Origin of the sequence: Pedobacter gandavensis (assembly GCF_014172405.1) — a bacterium.
GTDB classification, from domain to species: domain Bacteria; phylum Bacteroidota; class Bacteroidia; order Sphingobacteriales; family Sphingobacteriaceae; genus Pedobacter; species Pedobacter gandavensis.
On the sequence record NZ_WNXC01000005.1, the window covers coordinates 115,154 to 132,536 of the forward strand.

Sequence of the window (17,383 nt, forward strand, 5' to 3'; positions counted from 1 at the left end):
TTTATTGATGGTTTAAATAACAAAATCAACCCAGTAGCAAAGCTATAAAATAAAGTTTGCTTCACAATAAAATTACCGCCAGTCTTAGTAAAAAATTGGATAGCTAAATCAATAAGTTAGAATAAGTTAACTGAAGTTCGAACAGCTCTTAATAATTTGAATTTCAAACCACCACCAAGCGCTGGTATCTGGATTTTTGAGAAAAACGAAGGGGATAAAAAAAATGACCAATATCTTCAAGTTTGAAGATATTGGTCATTTTTAATGAATTGATTCAGGCGCAAACCAGATCCTGGTTACAAAAAAATAAATCTATGGTTAAAGTGCTTTATCCAGCCCTCTGTCTTTTAGCAAGTACTTCATGTTTGGCTCTTTACCTCTAAAGGCTTTATATAAGTCCATTGGCTCTACAGTTCCGCCTTTTTCCAATACATTTTTACGGAAGGAATTGGCAACTTCAGGATTAAAGATATTTCCGCTTTCCTTGAAAGCAGCGAAAGCATCGCTATCCAATACCGCCGACCAGATATAACTGTAGTACCCTGCAGAGTATCCTGAAGCGAAGATATGTTGGAAATAAGTACTTCTGTAACGTGGGGCAATTTGCTTGATCAATCCGTATTTATTCATTTCTGAACTTTCAAATTCCGTAGCATTCACTTCTTTTCCTGCGGGTACAGTATGGAAGCCCATATCAAGCAAAGAAGCCGCAAGATATTCAACGGTTTCAAAGCCCTGGTTAAATTTAGAAGCATTCTTCATGCGATCGATCAATTCCTGAGGAACAATCGCTCCTGTTTTGTAATGTTTTGCATAAAATTGGAGTACTTCAGGCTCAAAAGCAAAGTGTTCCATCACCTGAGAAGGCAGCTCTACAAAGTCGCGGGGAACTGAGGTTCCAGCCAAACTTCTATATTTTACATTCGACAATAAGCCATGCAAGGCATGTCCCATTTCATGGTAAAAAGTGGTCACTTCATCAGCTGTAAATAAAGCCGGTTCATCACCATTAGGTCCGGAGAAATTACAAACGATAGAGACTACCGGAGCAACGCGCTTCCCATTTTCATAAGATTGCGTAGCGTATGAGGTCATCCATGCACCTCCACGTTTAGAGCTTCGGGTAAAGAAATCCATATAGATCACCCCAATATGAGTTCCATCAGCTTCTTTAACCTGATAAGCAGAAACATCTTTATGGTATACCGGAACCTCTGGAAGAAGCGTAAAAGTAATGCCATAAAGCTTGTTCACCACTTTAAAGAATCCTTCTCTTACATTGTCGATATGAAAATATGGGCGTAATGCTTCCGCATCATAATTGTATCTTTCTTTGCGTACCTTATCTGCATAGTGTGCCCAATCCCAGGCTTCCAACTTTTCATTGCGCCCTTCCTTGTCCATCACTTTCTGCATTTCCACCGCCTCCTGTTTTGCAACTGGCAATGCGGCATCCCAAAGGCCATTTAACAAGTCATAAGCCTCTTTTGGCGATTTGGCCATACTTTCTTCCAGTACAAAATCAGCATGACTGTTATAACCTAAAAGTGCTGCTTTTTCTGCACGTAATGCGACAATACGAGAAATGATTTTTTTGTTGTCATTCTCATCGTCATGATTGGCGCGATTGATATACGCATTATACATTTTTTCACGCAGGGCACGGTTTTCCGAATACTGAAGGAAAGGCGTTACACTCGGTGTATGAAGCGTAAACCTCCATTTCCCATCTTTTCCGGCCTGTTTTGCAGAAGCTGCCGCAGCAGCTTTTACCGATTCCGGCAAACCGGCAAGGTCAGCGGGCTTGTCAATTAACAATTCATATGCGTTAACTTCAGCAAGCAAATGTTGCCCAAAATTTAGGGTCAGCAAAGAAAACTCTTTATTAATGGCTCTCATTTGTTGTTGCTGTGCCGCATTCAAATTCGCTCCACTTCTTACAAAAGACTTATAAGTTTTCTCTAACAAACGCTGTTGTTCCGCGTTCAATTTCGAAGAATTACGTTTATCGTATACCGTTTTTACTCTTTTGAATAGTTCGGAATTCAAGTAGATATCATCACTATGTTTTGACAACTCCGGAGCCATTTGCTGAGCAATTTTTTCCAACTCAGGAGAAGTATTTGCAGAACTCAGGTTAAAGAATACGGTACTTACTTTCGACAATAATCTACCGCTTTCCTCTAAAGCCACTACCGTATTTACAAAAGTTGGTACCGAGCGTTGTTTATAAATTGCAGCAACCGCTTGCTGTTGTTGCTTCATTCCTTCCTGAAAGGCCGGCACAAAGTGAGCATTGGTAATTTTGTTAAATGGAGGCACCCCATATGGAGTGTTATATGTTTCCATAAATGGATTTGTACTTTGTCCCATTACCGTTTTATCAGTTACCAGAAGCATACCGCAAACTAAAAGCATAGAAGAGATTCCTTTTTTTAAGTTCATTCTTTAATAAAATTTATTAATCTACCACAAAAGCCCGGCAAGCCAGGCCCTCACAAAGATAATCTTAAAGCGGCTGATCCGCTTTTTTAAAAGTATCATTGTTGCAACAATATTAAAAAAATAAGGATTTAAACAGTGATAGCTCCTGTTTTTAGGAATTAAAAATCAAATTTCAATCTTAATCCTGTTCCAATCAGGTAGAGATTTTCCTGTGTAAACTCTTTTATTGGGAGCTTCACAAATGGCTCCAAAGAAACTGATTTCCCGCGGGAAATTTGTTGTTTATAGCCCAGGGAGAAGTTATAGAATCCAAGGTAAGGATCTGTTTTAAGCTCAGAATTTTTGCGCTCTTCTATCACTGTTGTGCTGAGTACATTGGCTTTAAAGGTTGCCGAAGCAGTACTTCCAGGATCAGCAAGGCTGCTCTGTACCTGGCTTTCCAGAAAAGTATTTTTTTGTTTTTGATTGAGTACGGCAAAGGCCGAGATTCCGACATTGGCATATAAGCTGTTCGTCAGTCTGTACCGGATTTCCAAAGGAATATCTATCCCCCGAATGTTCGCGTCTACCGCTTTCAGCTCTTTGCTGTTGCTAGCCAATCCCATTGTTGTCGTTGCCGGACTAGAATACGCGCCGTCTGAAGCTGGAGACGCCGTTCTGGATGCCCCCATTTCATTGTAGGAGATCCCCGAATTAATGGAAACCCTTTTACTTAAAGCATAGCCCATGCTCAGGCCATAGCCCATATTTAATTTCTTACTGCTGCCAACAGAAGGAGCTACCATTACACCCATTTCCCACTTGTCTTCCATAGGTAATCTGGCAACTTTAGCCTGATTTTTTCTTCCTCTGGCATTGCCATTTTTAGATTCTTGTGCTAAGAATTCTTCCAGACTTTGTGTTTTTACTTCTGCTGCAGCATCCTTTAAAACTGCTTCCTGGCGCTGCTGAGTTACAGCTACTGTTGTAGAAGGATGAACCGTATTTGAAGTACTATTTGCGATTACTGAATGATTAAAAGTTGTTTCCTGTACATTTGAAGGTTGATGTACTTGCGTACTCGTGGCTGTTGTATGGCCAGCAGGAATTTGATTTCTGGATTTGCTGCCGGAAACTTGCGCCAAGTCGCCCAAAACCCCAACAGGGTTGCCCGATTTACCTGCCCCAATTAAATTAGCATTAGCGGGTTCAGGGGTAGAAGCCAATTCTGCAGGCTTTACCTCTTTTATCAATTCCTCTGCTTTCAAGGCTTTTTCTTTTACCTCTACCGGCAATTTTATCGTTTGATTTGAAGCGCTTGTCCCAGTCAATATGGAGGGCTTAAGCCCTTCTTTTTTATTATTTACAAAGAATATAGCAAAGCCGATCAGCACTAAAGCAGCTGCAGTACTCAGACTACCCAACCAAAAAAACATCCCCCTTTTTTTTGCTGACTTATCAGCGTTGAAATTTTCCCATGCTCCAGGAGCATAGTCTTCCTCATGAGCCATTAATTGCCCCTTGATATGAGCGATTAGCTCATCATCAGGTAACTTTATATGTTCATTCGGTTTCATCTTTATCTTTTTATATTTATCATTTCCCCCATTCATCCCCTAGTACTCCTTTTTCGCGCGCCTTTTAATTTGGTTCAAAATCAGTAATCAATGATTTTGAATACAATATCCTTAACTTATTCTTTGCTCTGGTCAGGTAAACCCTGCTAGAACTTACTGGTATGCTCAATAACTTCGAAATCTCCTCATGCGAAAAACCCTCTAATTCATACATATTGAAAATCAACTTATGCATTTCCGGCAATTGATTCAATAACTTCATAATGTCTTGAACATGGAGTTGAGAGATGGCATTTAATTCTGTGATTGGTTGCGGCGGCTCCTCCATATCCTCCACATATAAAAATGTCTTTTTACTACGTAAAAAATCAATTGCTGTTCGGGATGAAATTTTGGCCATCCATCCTTTAAATGCTTTTTGTAATTGTTCCGGATCTTTAGGTGCCCCAAACTGCCCTAATCCTTTAAAAACCTTAATAAAGCAATCGTTAATCAGCTCTTCTGCATCATTACGATCGTTGATATACCTTAAAATAACGCCCATTAAATACCCATAAAATGATTTGTAAACCACCTCCTTGCATTTATTGTCATTTTTCAAACATCCAGCTAAAACGTCCTCAAACTTGAGCATTCTTTTCTAACACCATTAAGGCTTTTTTAAATTAACATCTTCTAAAACAGGGTTTACCTAGGAAAGGCTAATTTACACATTTCCAAATTAACGGTTTTAGAGGCTGGCTCTATTGAAGAGCCAGCTGCTTTATGGTATTTTTATTTTGCAGTATAAATGGCTGCTTTAAGACTCAAGGAATCCGTTACTGCTTTATCCTTAAATCCTTTTGCCCAAACGGTATAGAACTTACCTTTTTCCAATTTCATCGGAGGAAGTGTCGCTTTAACCACTTTGGTTGCATTGTCTTTTAATTCCAGGGCTACGCTTTCTCCTGGTTCTACATCTGTAAATACACTGAATTGTTTAAATACTTTGTTGGTTGCAATTTCTGTTGCTGAACCAGTGATTGCTAAATCCAACGCATCTGCATTAGGGCTTAAATTGATGAAACGAACTTTCGCTTTCTCATTTACCTTGATGCTATCCAACTTATCATTAATGGTAAAGAAGGCTCTTTTACTACCTGTATCTACTAAAAATGTACTATAGAATTTACCTGATTGGTACAATTCATTTTTTGTTAAAAGGAAGTTTGTCTTTCCTACCTCAACAAGACCAATTCCGCTGGTGCCAGGATACAATCCCAGGTAGCCGATTTTCACACCATACTTAAAAACTTCTTTAGAATTTGCCTTTTGGTTACCAATAATAAAGTCGTATTCTTTAATATCCGGACTAGCATTTACAATAGTTAACCCAGCCAGTTCAATTGGCTCTATATCATTGTACTTTTTTTTACAGGCAGAAAAAACTACAGAAACAGCAGCGACAGCAACAAACGTCTTCGTTATCGTTTTAAAATGGTTTGAAATTTTCATAATCAATTGTTTAATATATAAATGGTTAAATCTTGGCCTTTTGCCTTTTCTTTATTAAACGGGGCCCCATTTAAAAACGCTACAACCACCAAGCAAATAAAACAAAAAACCCTACTACATTGCTGTAGCAGGGTTTTTTGTTTTACTAAAAAAAGACTAGATCAGATTTACACTTCTACTTACAAAAGCAGTTAATTCCGCACCAGTTAACATTCCTTGCGCCAATAAAGCAAGATCAATGGCTTGTTTCGCCAATAATCCTTGTTCTTCTTCATTGTCAGTCAAAAGAATCTTACCGATTAGCTTATGGTTTCCATTGATGGCTACTTTATAGCTATCCGGCATGCCGCCATATAAGCCCATACCACCACCCATTTGTGCCATTTCTTTCATGCGGCGCATAAACTCATCCATCGTTACCGTTACTGGCAACTCTTCCGGGTTTAGCCCAACCACCTCTACTTGCATTCCCGGTTTGGTAATGGCTTTAGTAAAGATATCAGTTACCTTTTTCGCTTGTTCTTCTGTTAATACAGATTCGATAGCCTCATCTTTTTCGATCAATTTATCGGCAACGCTAGAATCTACGCGTTTCAATAATGTTTTCTCAAGTTTATTTTCCAGGAAGCTGATAAAATGGTTATCAATTGCTGAGTTCATCAACAATACATCATAATCCTTTTTATTGGCCGACTGGATAAAGGTATCTTGTTTAGCAGGATCCGTTGAATAGATATAAACTACCTGACCATTTTTATCGGTCTGAAAATCTTTTACCTTATCATGGTATTCTCCTAAAGTATAATTCTCATTTTTAGTATTGGTTAGCAAGGCAAAATCCTTCGCTTTATCGTAGAATTTCTCTTCGCTTACCAAACCATATTTCACGAATAAACCGATATCACCCCATTTCTCTTCATAACCTTTACGGTCTTTATTGAAAAGTTCTTGAAGTTTATCTGCTACTTTTTTCGTGATATAGCTATTGATTTTTTTCACATTGCTGTCTGCCTGAAGGAAACTTCTGGAAACATTCAAAGGAATATCCGGTGAATCGATCACCCCATGTAACAACATTAAGAATTCAGGAACGATGTCTTTTACCTCATCGGTGATGAATACCTGACGGGAAAACAACTTGATTTTGTTGCGTTGCATGTCAAAATCATTCTTCACTTTAGGGAAGTACAATACGCCTGTTAGGTTGAAAGGATAATCTACATTCAGGTGAATCCAGAATAAAGGATCCTCTGCGTATGGATACAATTGCTTGTAAAACGCAAGGTATTCCTCATCTGACAAATCTGCAGGTGCTTTTGTCCAGATTGGGTTGGTCGTATTGATGATATTACCTACCTCAACAGCTACTGTTTTTGGTTTTCCTTCTTCATCTTCACCGTCAGCAACATGCTCTGTTCTTGTACCAAACTTAATCGGTACCGGTAAGAACTTACCGTATTTCTCTAGAATTTCTTCCAGTTTATTTTTGCTCAAAAACTCTTCTGATTCGGCATTGATGTGCAAGGTGATTTCTGTTCCACGAGTGGTTCTGTTACCAGCAGAAATTTCGAATGAAGTACTGCCATCACATACCCAACGTGCAGGTTCTGCACCATCCTGGTAAGATAGCGTTTGAATTTCTACTAAATCCGATACCATAAAGGCTGAATAAAAGCCTAAACCGAATTTACCTATGATTTCGTTCGCGTCTTTTGCGTCTTTAAACTTCTCTACAAACTCGCTTGCTCCGGAGAAAGCCACCTGATTGATGTATTTCTTGATCTCCTCAGCAGTCATACCTAAACCATTATCAGTAATGGTAATGGTTTTTTTATCTGCATCAACCGCTACTTCTACCAATGGGTTACCCAGCTCTCCGTTGTATTGTCCTAATGCAGCAAGACGTTTAATCTTTTGTACCGCATCTACTGCATTGGATACCAGCTCGCGCAGGAATATCTCATTGTCTGAATACAGGAATTTTTTGATGATCGGGAAAATATTCTCCGTGTGAATGGATATGGTTCCTTTTTCTTCTATGCTCATATGTTAACTCATTTTTAAGTACATAGCCAACCTATCAATGGCTATTCCAATTCAAAAATCTTGTCAAATTGACAGTATCCAACAAGGTATAAATGCCAACTCATTCCCTAAATTTTCTGTATACTTGAATATCCTATGAATTTATTATCGCTTCATGATACCGACTGATCTCTATAAAACACTAAAAGATAACGGTACGATCTCCGCCGAATCTTTTGATAAATTAACTGAAAAACAGCAGAGTTCATTGTTCTCCTTGCATTGGGAGCTCAAAACCTTGTTATACCTGGGCGTAGTCTTGCTGAGCGGCGGACTCGGTATCCTGATTTATAAAAATATAGATAGCATAGGCCATCAAGCAATATTGGCGGGTATTGCAGCCATTTGTGGCGGATGTTTTTACTATTGCTTCCGACATAAAAATCCATTTAGCCGAGAATTGCTAAAATCTCCAGGTGTACTTTTTGACTATGTAGTTTTGTTGGGCTGTCTTAGTTTTCTAACCTTCACAGGTTACCTTCAGTATCAATACCAGATTTTTGGTACTCATTACGGCATGGCCACATTTATTCCGATGCTGGTTTTATTTTATGTGGCTTATGAGTTTGACCATTTAGGCGTGCTCAGCATGGCCATTGCCAACCTCGCGGTCTGGATGGGGGTATCGGTGACGCCATCCAGTCTACTTTCCAATGCCAATTTCGACAACCAAACCTTAATTTATACGTATTTACTTTTAGGATTGATCCTGCTGCTTGTCGGTTTCTTTTCTGAACGATTCAATTTCAAAAAGCACTTCCGTTTCAGCTACCTTCATTTTGGAATTCACATCAGCTTTATCGCCTTGTTATTCGCTTACTTTAATCATTACGATTCAGCAACGGCCATTTTATGGTTACTGATCTTATTCGGCCTGGGGTACTACCTTTATGTTGATGCCATGCGCCATAAATCATTCTATTTTATGCTTCTGGTGATCCTGTATAGTTATGTAGCGACCAGTATTCTTGTTTTCCGACTATTGGATGGAATGAGCAATACGGATAGTATATATATGCTATGCTTATACTTCATCATTTCTGCGGCAGTGTTAATACTGCGCATCATTCGCTTAAACAAACAAATTAAAGCCTCATGATCATTTACAATACGACCTGGTTAAAGCACCTGATCATCCAGGATCAAATGAAAAAAGCACATCGGGCAAATCAACTTTCTGCAGAAGAATTACAGGCGATCCAGCATAAATATCCGGTAGGTTTCTACAGCTCTAATCTGTTTTTGCGGATTGGGTTATTTTTGGTTACCACCACCCTTACTTCTTTTGCCTTTGGCTTACTGAGCCTCCTGCTGAGCAATAGCCATATTGTGGAGTCTCCGGGCTATTTTGCTTTCCTTGGAATTTTAAGTTATGTCGCTCTAGAAGTTGCGGTTCGTGTATATCACCATTATAAATCAGGCGTAGATGATGCCCTGATCTGGACCTCGGGCAGCCTCCTGTTAACCGCACTTTATATTTTTCTGGATAAAAGTGCTTTTAGCTTCAAAGGTTATGTTGACGAACTGTTGATTTCTGGATTGGTATTCCTGCTGAGTACTTATTTTACCCTCCGTTTTGCGCATATGGCTATGGCCCTGCTTAGCTTTTGTGCCTTCATCGCTTTTATCTTCTTTGCCTGGAATAGTTACGGTTTTTACACCCTTAGCACCATGCCTTTCCTCCTCATCATCATGGCAACGATGATCTATTTCTTCGCGCTACAGCTCGTTAAAAAATACTGGATTTATCAGGATTGCCTCGGGATGTTGCAATTTATCAGCCTGCTGACAGGCTATGCTGCTGGAAATTACTTTGTGGTCAGAGAGCTTGGCAGTTCCATGAATCATGTCGTTCTATTGCCAGATCAGGACATTCCTTACGCTTGGTTTTTCTGGCTATGGACCTTTTGTATTCCTTTCGTGTATATCGCAATGGGCTTAAAAAGAAAAGACATTGTACTCATACGTACCGGGTTAATTTTAATTGCCGCAGCCTGTTTTACCCTTAGAAATTATCACCACATTGCTTCAATAGAATGGATACTGGTAAGTTCAGGGGCCTTATTACTGGCTACCTCTTATGGGCTAATCCGCTACCTGAAAACACCAAAATACGGCTTTACAGTAGCCGAGCTTGATAGTGACCATATTTTAGATAATCTAAAAGTAGAATCGCTAATCGTAAGTGGAACCTTTGGTGATGGCACTACTGCAGCCGAAGGAAGCCGCATGGGCGGTGGTAGTTTTGGCGGAGGCGGCGCCTCAAGTGATTTTTAAGCTAGAAACCGAACTCCTGATTAGATTGCCGGGGGCGATTCTGAGGCAGAAAAATTTCTTTAATATTATTTAGAATAATTATAAATAGTTTGTTTCTTTGTGAAAAAAGAAACACATGGATTTCAACCTCAAGACCTTATCTATACTCTCGATTTTCCTTTTTGCCGGACAAGCTGTTTTAGCGCAAACGGCAAAAACAGAGAAAAATCTGGATGCCAAATCTAAAACCACGTTTTACAGTCTGACCGATGGGAAAACAGTAAAAGAAGCTGAAAACTGGGATCTAGCCTTCAACACCACCACCATCAAGCTGAACAGTAAGCATAAAGTTGCCGGACAAATGTTAAGCAACACCAGCTTTGATAAAGTATCAAAGGCTCCCGAAAACGGATACAAAGAAGACACTCAAAGCACAAGTGTAATCCCAACCGGATCAGGAAAAGGCTGGTACAACTATGACATGGCCAGTCATGCATTAACCCCAATTGACGGAAAGATTATTCTAATTCGTACTGCGACAGGGAAACAGTATAAAATTCAGGTATTGAGCTATTACTTCGATGAGCAAGACTACAATGATACCGGTTTTTACACCTTTAAATATGCCCTATTGAAATAAGTCTCCGTTCATTTTTAACGATTATTCAAACCATTTATAATTGCTGCAAACTCGCCCTTAGCTTTTGCTAAACCCTTAACATAGATACAGAAATGACCGGAATGCTACATAAATATTATCCTGCGTACGGTTATTTCTTATGTATCTTTGTGCCCTGATGGAATACAATGTTCACACTTTGCCAAATGGCATCCGATTACTTCATGTCCCTTCTCCCTCAACCATTTCCCATGCTTGCATTATTGTAAATAGTGGGTCAAGAGATGAGCAGGACGAAAAAGCAGGTTTGGCTCACTTTATTGAGCACTTAATCTTTAAGCGCACAGAAAAAAGAACGACAAACCAGATCCTAAACCGACTGGAAAGCGTGGGTGCTGATCTAAATGCCTACACAACCAAAGAATATACTTGTATTCATGCTTCCTTTCTAAATCCATATCTGGACAGGACTTTAGAACTTTTCCATGACATCGTTTTCCATTCCACTTTTCCAGAAGACGAGATGGACAAAGAAAAAAGTGTCATTCTGGATGAGATTACTTCTTACCTGGATCAACCGGAAGAGGCAATTTACGACGACTTCGAAGACCTTGTTTTTGCAGGGCATCCACTGGGTAGGAATATCCTGGGTAGCCCGGAGACGGTCAACAATATCAATCAAGCAGACATCCATCAGTTCATCAAGGAAAACTACCATACCGATAAAATTATTGTTGCAGTTTTAGGAAATTACAGCCTGAACAAACTAATCAAAACCGGTGCTAAATATTATTCAGAGATTCCGGAAAACCTACATAAAAACACCAGAGTTGCGCCAGAAAAAGCGCCATTGGCGAAGGTGATTCTCGAGAAACCGATTATGCAGGCTCATGTGATGTTAGGCTCCCAGGCTTATTCTTTACACCATCCCTACAAAACAGGATTATTGTTACTGAACAATTTAATTGGTGGCACAGGAATGAGTTCGATTTTAAACTTACAGATCCGCGAGAAATACGGCATCGCTTATACCATTGAAACAGGCTATAGTCCTTTGAGTGATACTGGTATCTTTACCTTATACTTTGGGACAGACAAAGAAAAAGTAGACCGCGCCTTATCACTGATTTTTAAAGAGTTTAAAAAGCTGAAAGACCATCCGCTCACAGAAGTTCAACTTCAAAAAGCGAAGAATAAGTTTATTGGACAAATTGCTTTAGGTGAAGAAAACAGAATAGGACTGATCATTTCTATGGCTAAGAGTCTGATCGACTACAATAAGATTGACGATTTACAAACTGTTTTTAATAGAATTGAGGCCGTAACCACCACCGATATGGCTAATATTACGCATGAAATATTAGATGAAAGTAATCTTAGCGCCTTAACCTTTTACCCTTTAGCGTAATATTTGTATTTTTGCATTATGAAATTACCCATTGTAGCATACGGCGATCCGGTACTTAAGAAAGTTTGCGCTCCTATAGACGAGACTTATCCGGATTTAAAACAATTGATCAGCAACATGTTTGACACCATGTATAATGCTCATGGAATTGGTTTAGCTGCCCCTCAGATTGGCTTACCGATCAGGTTATTTATTGTTGATACGGGAGTAGATGAAGAGGAGAAGCAAGGCTTCAAAAGTGCTTTCATCAATGCAGAGATCCTGGAAGAAACAGGCGAGCCCTGGGCTTTCAACGAAGGCTGTTTAAGCATTCCAGACATTAGAGAAGATGTGATGCGTAAGCCAAACATCCGCATCAGGTACTATGATGAAAACTGGGATTTGCAGGAAAAAGAAATCAATGGCATCCTGGCCCGCGTAATTCAACATGAATACGATCACATTGAAGGCAAACTGTTCACAGAAACTTTAAGTTTATTGCGTAAAAGAATGCTGAAAAGCAAACTAGATGCGATTTCTAAAGGGAATGTGAGAGTAGATTATAAAATGCGTTTCCCACAGCAGAGCAGAAGGCGTTAATTACCTTCGCTCCTGCTTTTATCACCTTTGAATATGGATTGCATCAACTTACCCCATGCGAATGGGTTTAAAAGCGGGTTGGTTTGCACCATATTCTTATTTAAAGACCTATCGTGATTCAATCGGAAGTTAATTCCGGAGATCTCTGAAGCGTCTCTTGGCAGGGTTTGTATCCTTTCAGTGATACTCTCCTGAGAAAGATTCCTGATGGCGATTGAAAAATCATCATCAGCAATCTTCATAGCCATAAAGTCTCTGGTGAAATCCTCTACAGTAGCCCATGGATAAACCCGAACGGTAGGTAGATTGACAATCTCTGCTTTTAGCTTCACCATCGCTGTATATTTACTGTCGTCTATCTGTGTAGGTATTGCCTGTAGCAAATCCTTATAGCCTATCGCAGTATATAAAATGGTATCGCCAGGATGTGCGATAAAGGAGAAATATCCTTTATAATTCGCCGCATAGCGCTGGCCTTTATTTGTTAAATTGGTCACCGTTACATAAGGCACCACTGTATTACTGTCTACATCGGTGATAATCCCGCTAAACTGAATCAACTTCTTTCCACCCGGGCTTTCTTGTGCAAAAGCCGTAGAAATGAAAAGAAGTAATAATAAGGTGAGTGAATACTTCATATACAAAAATAGCTGTATTAATTAAAACGGCTAGTTAAATAGTGTTAAAACGATTATACCGGTTCTGCCAGGTTAACAGCCACAACAGCAGTGATTTGTGGCACTGCTTTCATGATGGCTTGTTCAATACCTGCTTTCATGGTCATAAAGCTCATTTTGCAAGATCCACAGTTACCTAATAATTTTAATTTAACTACATTATCCGCCGTAATCTCTTCTATAGCCACATCCCCACCATCAGCAATTAAATATGGTCTGATCGTGTCTAGTGCCTGCTCTACTTGTTGTGTTAAATCCATTTTATTAATTTATTAAAGTATAAAAATAGTAATTTTTTAGCAATTAACGGTCAGTGCATTGTTAATAGCTACCTGTTGTGCCACCTTTCCAGCAATATCCGCAAAGACAGCTGACATTTGACTAGACAGGTCTAGTGCAATTGGCGCCCCTTGATCACCAGCAGCTGTAATCCCTTGAACGATTGGTATTTCCCCTAAAAATGGTACTTCAAATGATTTTGCCAGCTCCTTACCTCCATCTTTACCAAAGATATAATATTTGTTCTCTGGTAATTCTTCGGGTGTAAAGTAAGCCATATTTTCGATTACGCCTAATACCGGGATATTAATGCTTGGCATTTTAAACATGGCCAATCCTTTCCTGGTATCTGCAAGCGCAACCTGTTGAGGAGTCGTCACAATGACAGCGCCTGCAATTGGGAAGCTTTGGGTGATCGTGATGTGAATGTCGCCGGTTCCTGGAGGTAGATCTACAATCAGGTAATCCAATTCACCCCAATCGGCATCATTAAACAATTGCTTGATTGCATTGGAGGCCATTGGTCCACGCCATGGTACAGGCTGATCCGGATCTGCAAAAAATCCCAATGACAATAGCTTGATGCCATATTTTTCAATAGGAAGAATCAACGTTTTTCCATCTTCAGTTTCTCTGGCACTAGGTTTTGCACCTACCAGATCAAACATCGTAGGTACCGATGGGCCGTAAATATCGGCATCAATCAATCCTACTTTTGCGCCATCAGCAGCCAGAGCCACAGCAAGGTTACTTGCAACCGTAGATTTCCCAACTCCACCTTTTCCTGAAGATACCAGCAAAATATTGCGGATAGCTTTCAATTGAGTGGTGTCCATTGGCTTGGTTACCCTCGAAGTGATATTAATTTCGACTTCAGCTTCCTGACTTACAAAATGTTTCACTGCATTTAAACATGCATTTTTCAGCATATCTTTCATTGGACATGCAGGAGTGGTTAATTCCAACGTGAAACTCACCTTCTTATCTTCTATTTTCAAATCCTTGATCATGTTCAAAGTCACCAGATCTTTTTTAAGATCAGGGTCTTCAACATTTCTCAGAGCGGCTAGAACTTGTTCTGGACTAATCATCATTAGCCAAAATTAACAAAAGACGGCCACAATTAATTGACTTTAGGCTTTTTAAGTGTAATTTTAACACGAAATAAACATTCGCGTTTAACGTTTAGCAATTATATCTACTTTACCGTATGCAACTTCCCAAAATTAACATCCCCAAAAAATATATAAAAATTGGTGCCTGGGTGTTTGGAGTTTTTCTATTGATCTCGGTTATTCTGGGCGGCATTGCCTATAGTAAGCGGGAAGCTTTGTTACAAAAAATGATGGCGAAAGCCGTCGCTAAAGCCGACACGGACTATGATCTGGATTTGAAAATCGGGAGCTATGGTTTCAGCGGTTTGAGTACCGTTCACCTCACTAATATTACCGTAGTGCCAAAGGATCGCGATACATTGGCCAATATTAATGATTTTACTGTTGGTGTAAAGCTATTCCCACTGATCTTTGGAAATGTGAAGTTGTCGGAAATTATCCTCAATAAAGGAACGCTAAATGTGGTGTTTAAAGATTCACTGAGTAACCTGGATTTCTTATTGAAACGCAAAAAGAAAGACACAGTGAGTACGAAAAAATCAGATCTTGCTGACCTTGCACATAATCTTTTGAACCAGGTTTTATATAAAATCCCTGACCATATGGAGCTGAAAGATCTGATGCTCCGAATCAATGACAATGATACGGCAAAACTGAGCTTTTTAACCACCACAGCCACCATTAGTGACGGAGATCTATTATCGACCATTAAAGTGAATGATAATTATGCAACCTGGCATGTGAATGGCTCGGTATATCCAGGTAGAAAACAACTGGATGTCATGCTTTTTGCCGACAAAAAAAAGGTTGACCTTCCTTACCTGGAAAAGAGATTCAAAACCAAGTTCAGTTTTGATACGGTAAGAACCGAAATGAAAAGCGCAGATTATAGTGGCGATGATTTCAAAATCAAGGGCTCATGGGCCGTAAAAAATCTATTACTGAACCATCCGAAAGTCGCTTCCAACGATATTGTAATTGAAGATGCCAAGATTGATGCCGATATGCGCATCGGTGCAAATTATATTGCTCTGGACAGCTCATCCACTGTATATCTGAAAAAAGCAACACTTCATCCTTACCTAAAATATACCCTATCTCCGAATAAAATTTATGAAGTAAAAATCCAGGCTCCAGAGCAGGATGCCCAGGATATATTAAATGCGTTCCCACAAGGACTGTTCGAATCACTGGACGGCCTGCAGGTAAGTGGAAAGGTAAAATATGCACTCAACTTTTACCTCGACAGCTCGATCCCAGACAGTGTAAAATTTGATTCAGGTCTTACACCAGTCAATTTTAAGATCCTGAAATGGGGAAAAACAAATCTCCAAAAGATCAATAGCGACTTTATTTATACGCCCTATGAGCGCGGAAAGCCGATGAGAGACATCATGATCGGTCCTTCCAACCCGAATTTCACACCGCTTTCGGAAGTGTCCAGCAATTTTAAGAATGCCATTTTGACTTCTGAAGATCCTTCATTCTTTACCCACAAAGGCTTTGTACAAGAATCCTTTCGCAAGTCTCTTGCGGTGAATTTCAAAGAAAAGAAATTCGTGAGAGGGGGTAGTACAATCTCTATGCAGCTGGTTAAGAATATATTCCTCAGCAGACAAAAAACGCTGGCCAGAAAGGCAGAAGAGATTCTGATTGTATGGCTGATTGAAAATAACCGCCTGATCAGTAAGAACAGAATGCTTGAAGTTTATTTCAACATCATCGAAATGGGACAAAATGTTTACGGAATCGGTGAGGCTACCCGCTACTATTTCGGTAAAAGACCTTCTGACCTGAATATCGGAGAAGGAATCTTCCTCGCCAATATCGTCCCTCGTCCAAAGATTGCCCTATTTAAGTTTAAACCAGATGGTGGCCTGAAAGATTACCTACATCCTTACTTTAAATATATTGGTAATATCATGGCCAATCGTGGCTTGACGCCTAGAGATAGCAGCGCCTATGGCTTCTATAATGTACAATTGAGACCAGCATTGAGGCAACATCTATTGCCTGATACCACAGCGGTAGATTCTGCTGCCTTTGATAGTGACGATCTACTTCCGGCCATAGAAACACATGATGAGTCTAAAAGCTTATTCGACCGGATCTTTGGTGGCAGCAAAAAAGACACGACTTCCAGGCCTGCTATAAAAACGGACAGCTTGCAAAAGACCAAGAAACAGTTGAGACAAGAAAAAAGAGAGCAGAAGAAGAAGGAAAAAGATTTAGAAAAACAAATGGAGCAGTCCAAAGAAAAGGGTTAACGCTCCTAAAGAAAAGATATGAATACGATTAAAGTGCTGGATAAGGAGTTCAATATCCTACTAGAAAATGACAACATTCAGAAACGTACCCGCCTGATTGGCATACAGATGAATTTAGATTATGAAAAGCGCTGCCCCCTATTTATCGGGGTATTAAATGGTAGCTTTTTGTTTATGGCAGATTTGGTTAAAGAAATCACCATTCCCTGCGAAATGACCTTTATTCGTGTCTCCTCTTATAAGGACACCGAAAGTACCGGCGAAATTAAGGAAGTATTTGGTCTTCCGGAAAATCTGGAAAACCGCGATATTATCCTGGTTGAAGATATTGTAGATACTGGCTTTACCCTGAGTTATATCCTTAAAGAGATTTATAAACAATCACCAGCTTCAGTTAGTGTCTGCTCCCTTTTACTGAAACCAGATGCGCTAAAAGTGCCCATTGAAGAGTTGGAATATGTAGGCTTTGAGATTGCCAATGAGTTCGTTGTAGGCTATGGTCTGGATTATAACGGGCATGGCAGAAACCTTAACCATATCTATACGGTTAAAACTGTTGCAGACCCTATACCTTAATGTTATATTTTTTTATCACTTTTGCAG

General features: G+C 39.6%; 15 protein-coding genes. 7 read left to right on the forward strand and 8 right to left on the reverse strand.

The window, feature by feature from the left end; translation table 11 throughout:
- Positions 1-318: 318 nt before the first annotated feature.
- The 5 genes from GM920_RS14545 to htpG form a co-directional block, all read right to left on the reverse strand.
- Positions 319-2,445 (reverse strand): M3 family metallopeptidase, encoded by a 2,127-nt coding sequence (locus GM920_RS14545; protein ID WP_182958686.1) that lies wholly within the window; start codon positions 2,443-2,445, stop codon positions 319-321.
- A gap of 158 nt (positions 2,446-2,603) precedes the next feature.
- The gene (locus GM920_RS14550) at positions 2,604-4,001 is read right to left on the reverse strand and encodes a hypothetical protein (protein ID WP_182958689.1); all 1,398 of its coding nucleotides are present in this window, start codon (positions 3,999-4,001) and stop codon (positions 2,604-2,606) included.
- Between the two features lie 64 nt (positions 4,002-4,065).
- A complete protein-coding gene (locus tag GM920_RS14555; protein WP_182958692.1) occupies positions 4,066-4,635 on the reverse strand; it encodes an RNA polymerase sigma factor in 570 nt (189 codons plus the stop codon).
- A 140-nt stretch (positions 4,636-4,775) separates the two neighbouring features.
- Positions 4,776-5,495, reverse strand: a complete 720-nt coding sequence (locus tag GM920_RS14560) for a DUF4397 domain-containing protein (protein ID WP_182958693.1) — start codon at positions 5,493-5,495, stop codon at positions 4,776-4,778.
- 156 nt (positions 5,496-5,651) lie between these two features.
- Complete coding sequence (gene htpG / locus GM920_RS14565; protein WP_202986122.1) at positions 5,652-7,541, reverse strand: molecular chaperone HtpG; 1,890 nt, start codon at positions 7,539-7,541, stop codon at positions 5,652-5,654.
- Between the two features lie 154 nt (positions 7,542-7,695).
- Here htpG and GM920_RS14570 point away from each other — a divergent pair, with 154 nt between their 5' ends.
- The 5 genes from GM920_RS14570 to def all read left to right on the forward strand — a co-directional run bounded on the left by GM920_RS14570 (position 7,696) and on the right by def (position 12,442).
- Positions 7,696-8,679, forward strand: coding sequence for a DUF2157 domain-containing protein (locus GM920_RS14570; protein WP_202986123.1), 984 nt, complete (start codon positions 7,696-7,698; stop codon positions 8,677-8,679).
- Entirely contained in the window at positions 8,676-9,857 is a 1,182-nt protein-coding gene (locus GM920_RS14575; RefSeq protein WP_182958696.1) for a hypothetical protein, read from the forward strand. The genes GM920_RS14570 and GM920_RS14575 overlap by 4 nt, the downstream gene beginning before the upstream one ends.
- A 115-nt stretch (positions 9,858-9,972) precedes the next feature.
- Positions 9,973-10,476, forward strand: a complete 504-nt coding sequence (locus GM920_RS14580) for an HmuY family protein (protein ID WP_182958699.1) — start codon at positions 9,973-9,975, stop codon at positions 10,474-10,476.
- A gap of 157 nt (positions 10,477-10,633) precedes the next feature.
- Positions 10,634-11,863, forward strand: coding sequence for a M16 family metallopeptidase (locus tag GM920_RS14585; RefSeq protein ID WP_182958702.1), 1,230 nt, complete (start codon positions 10,634-10,636; stop codon positions 11,861-11,863).
- A gap of 18 nt (positions 11,864-11,881) precedes the next feature.
- Positions 11,882-12,442 carry a peptide deformylase gene (gene def / locus GM920_RS14590; RefSeq protein WP_182958705.1) on the forward strand — a complete coding sequence of 187 codons (561 nt, stop codon included), beginning with the start codon at positions 11,882-11,884 and terminating at the stop codon, positions 12,440-12,442.
- On the opposite strand, the gene GM920_RS14595 is transcribed toward def, so the two are convergent.
- The 3 genes from GM920_RS14595 to GM920_RS14605 are packed head-to-tail and all read right to left on the reverse strand — an operon-like array spanning position 12,439 to position 14,489.
- Positions 12,439-13,080, reverse strand: a complete 642-nt coding sequence (locus GM920_RS14595; protein WP_182958707.1) for a peptidase associated/transthyretin-like domain-containing protein — start codon at positions 13,078-13,080, stop codon at positions 12,439-12,441. The genes def and GM920_RS14595 overlap by 4 nt on opposite strands.
- A gap of 53 nt (positions 13,081-13,133) precedes the next feature.
- Positions 13,134-13,379, reverse strand: coding sequence for a NifU family protein (locus GM920_RS14600; protein ID WP_182958709.1), 246 nt, complete (start codon positions 13,377-13,379; stop codon positions 13,134-13,136).
- 36 nt (positions 13,380-13,415) lie between these two features.
- Complete coding sequence (locus tag GM920_RS14605; protein ID WP_182959224.1) at positions 13,416-14,489, reverse strand: Mrp/NBP35 family ATP-binding protein; 1,074 nt, start codon at positions 14,487-14,489, stop codon at positions 13,416-13,418.
- A 119-nt stretch (positions 14,490-14,608) separates the two neighbouring features.
- On the opposite strand from GM920_RS14605, the gene GM920_RS14610 reads away from it, so the two are divergent.
- Together GM920_RS14610 and hpt are read left to right on the forward strand one after the other, a co-directional pair.
- Complete coding sequence (locus tag GM920_RS14610) at positions 14,609-16,780, forward strand: transglycosylase domain-containing protein (protein WP_182958711.1); 2,172 nt, start codon at positions 14,609-14,611, stop codon at positions 16,778-16,780.
- A gap of 18 nt (positions 16,781-16,798) precedes the next feature.
- Positions 16,799-17,356: a hypoxanthine phosphoribosyltransferase gene (hpt, locus tag GM920_RS14615; protein ID WP_182958714.1), complete on the forward strand. Its 558-nt coding sequence runs from the start codon at positions 16,799-16,801 to the stop codon at positions 17,354-17,356.
- Positions 17,357-17,383 lie beyond the last annotated feature (27 nt).

What these genes read in the sequence shown, in the direction of transcription:
- GM920_RS14545 (WP_182958686.1), bottom strand. Translation starts at nt 2,445, where the DNA reads ATGAACTTAAAAAAAGGAATCTCTTCTATGCTTTTAGTTTGCGGTATG.
- GM920_RS14550 (WP_182958689.1), bottom strand. Translation starts at nt 4,001, where the DNA reads ATGAAACCGAATGAACATATAAAGTTACCTGATGATGAGCTAATCGCT.
- GM920_RS14555 (WP_182958692.1), bottom strand. Translation starts at nt 4,635, where the DNA reads ATGCTCAAGTTTGAGGACGTTTTAGCTGGATGTTTGAAAAATGACAAT.
- GM920_RS14560 (WP_182958693.1), bottom strand. Translation starts at nt 5,495, where the DNA reads ATGAAAATTTCAAACCATTTTAAAACGATAACGAAGACGTTTGTTGCT.
- htpG (WP_202986122.1), bottom strand. Translation starts at nt 7,541, where the DNA reads ATGAGCATAGAAGAAAAAGGAACCATATCCATTCACACGGAGAATATT.
- GM920_RS14570 (WP_202986123.1), top strand. Translation starts at nt 7,696, where the DNA reads ATGATACCGACTGATCTCTATAAAACACTAAAAGATAACGGTACGATC.
- GM920_RS14575 (WP_182958696.1), top strand. Translation starts at nt 8,676, where the DNA reads ATGATCATTTACAATACGACCTGGTTAAAGCACCTGATCATCCAGGAT.
- GM920_RS14580 (WP_182958699.1), top strand. Translation starts at nt 9,973, where the DNA reads ATGGATTTCAACCTCAAGACCTTATCTATACTCTCGATTTTCCTTTTT.
- GM920_RS14585 (WP_182958702.1), top strand. Translation starts at nt 10,634, where the DNA reads ATGGAATACAATGTTCACACTTTGCCAAATGGCATCCGATTACTTCAT.
- def (WP_182958705.1), top strand. Translation starts at nt 11,882, where the DNA reads ATGAAATTACCCATTGTAGCATACGGCGATCCGGTACTTAAGAAAGTT.
- GM920_RS14595 (WP_182958707.1), bottom strand. Translation starts at nt 13,080, where the DNA reads ATGAAGTATTCACTCACCTTATTATTACTTCTTTTCATTTCTACGGCT.
- GM920_RS14600 (WP_182958709.1), bottom strand. Translation starts at nt 13,379, where the DNA reads ATGGATTTAACACAACAAGTAGAGCAGGCACTAGACACGATCAGACCA.
- GM920_RS14605 (WP_182959224.1), bottom strand. Translation starts at nt 14,489, where the DNA reads ATGATTAGTCCAGAACAAGTTCTAGCCGCTCTGAGAAATGTTGAAGAC.
- GM920_RS14610 (WP_182958711.1), top strand. Translation starts at nt 14,609, where the DNA reads ATGCAACTTCCCAAAATTAACATCCCCAAAAAATATATAAAAATTGGT.
- hpt (WP_182958714.1), top strand. Translation starts at nt 16,799, where the DNA reads ATGAATACGATTAAAGTGCTGGATAAGGAGTTCAATATCCTACTAGAA.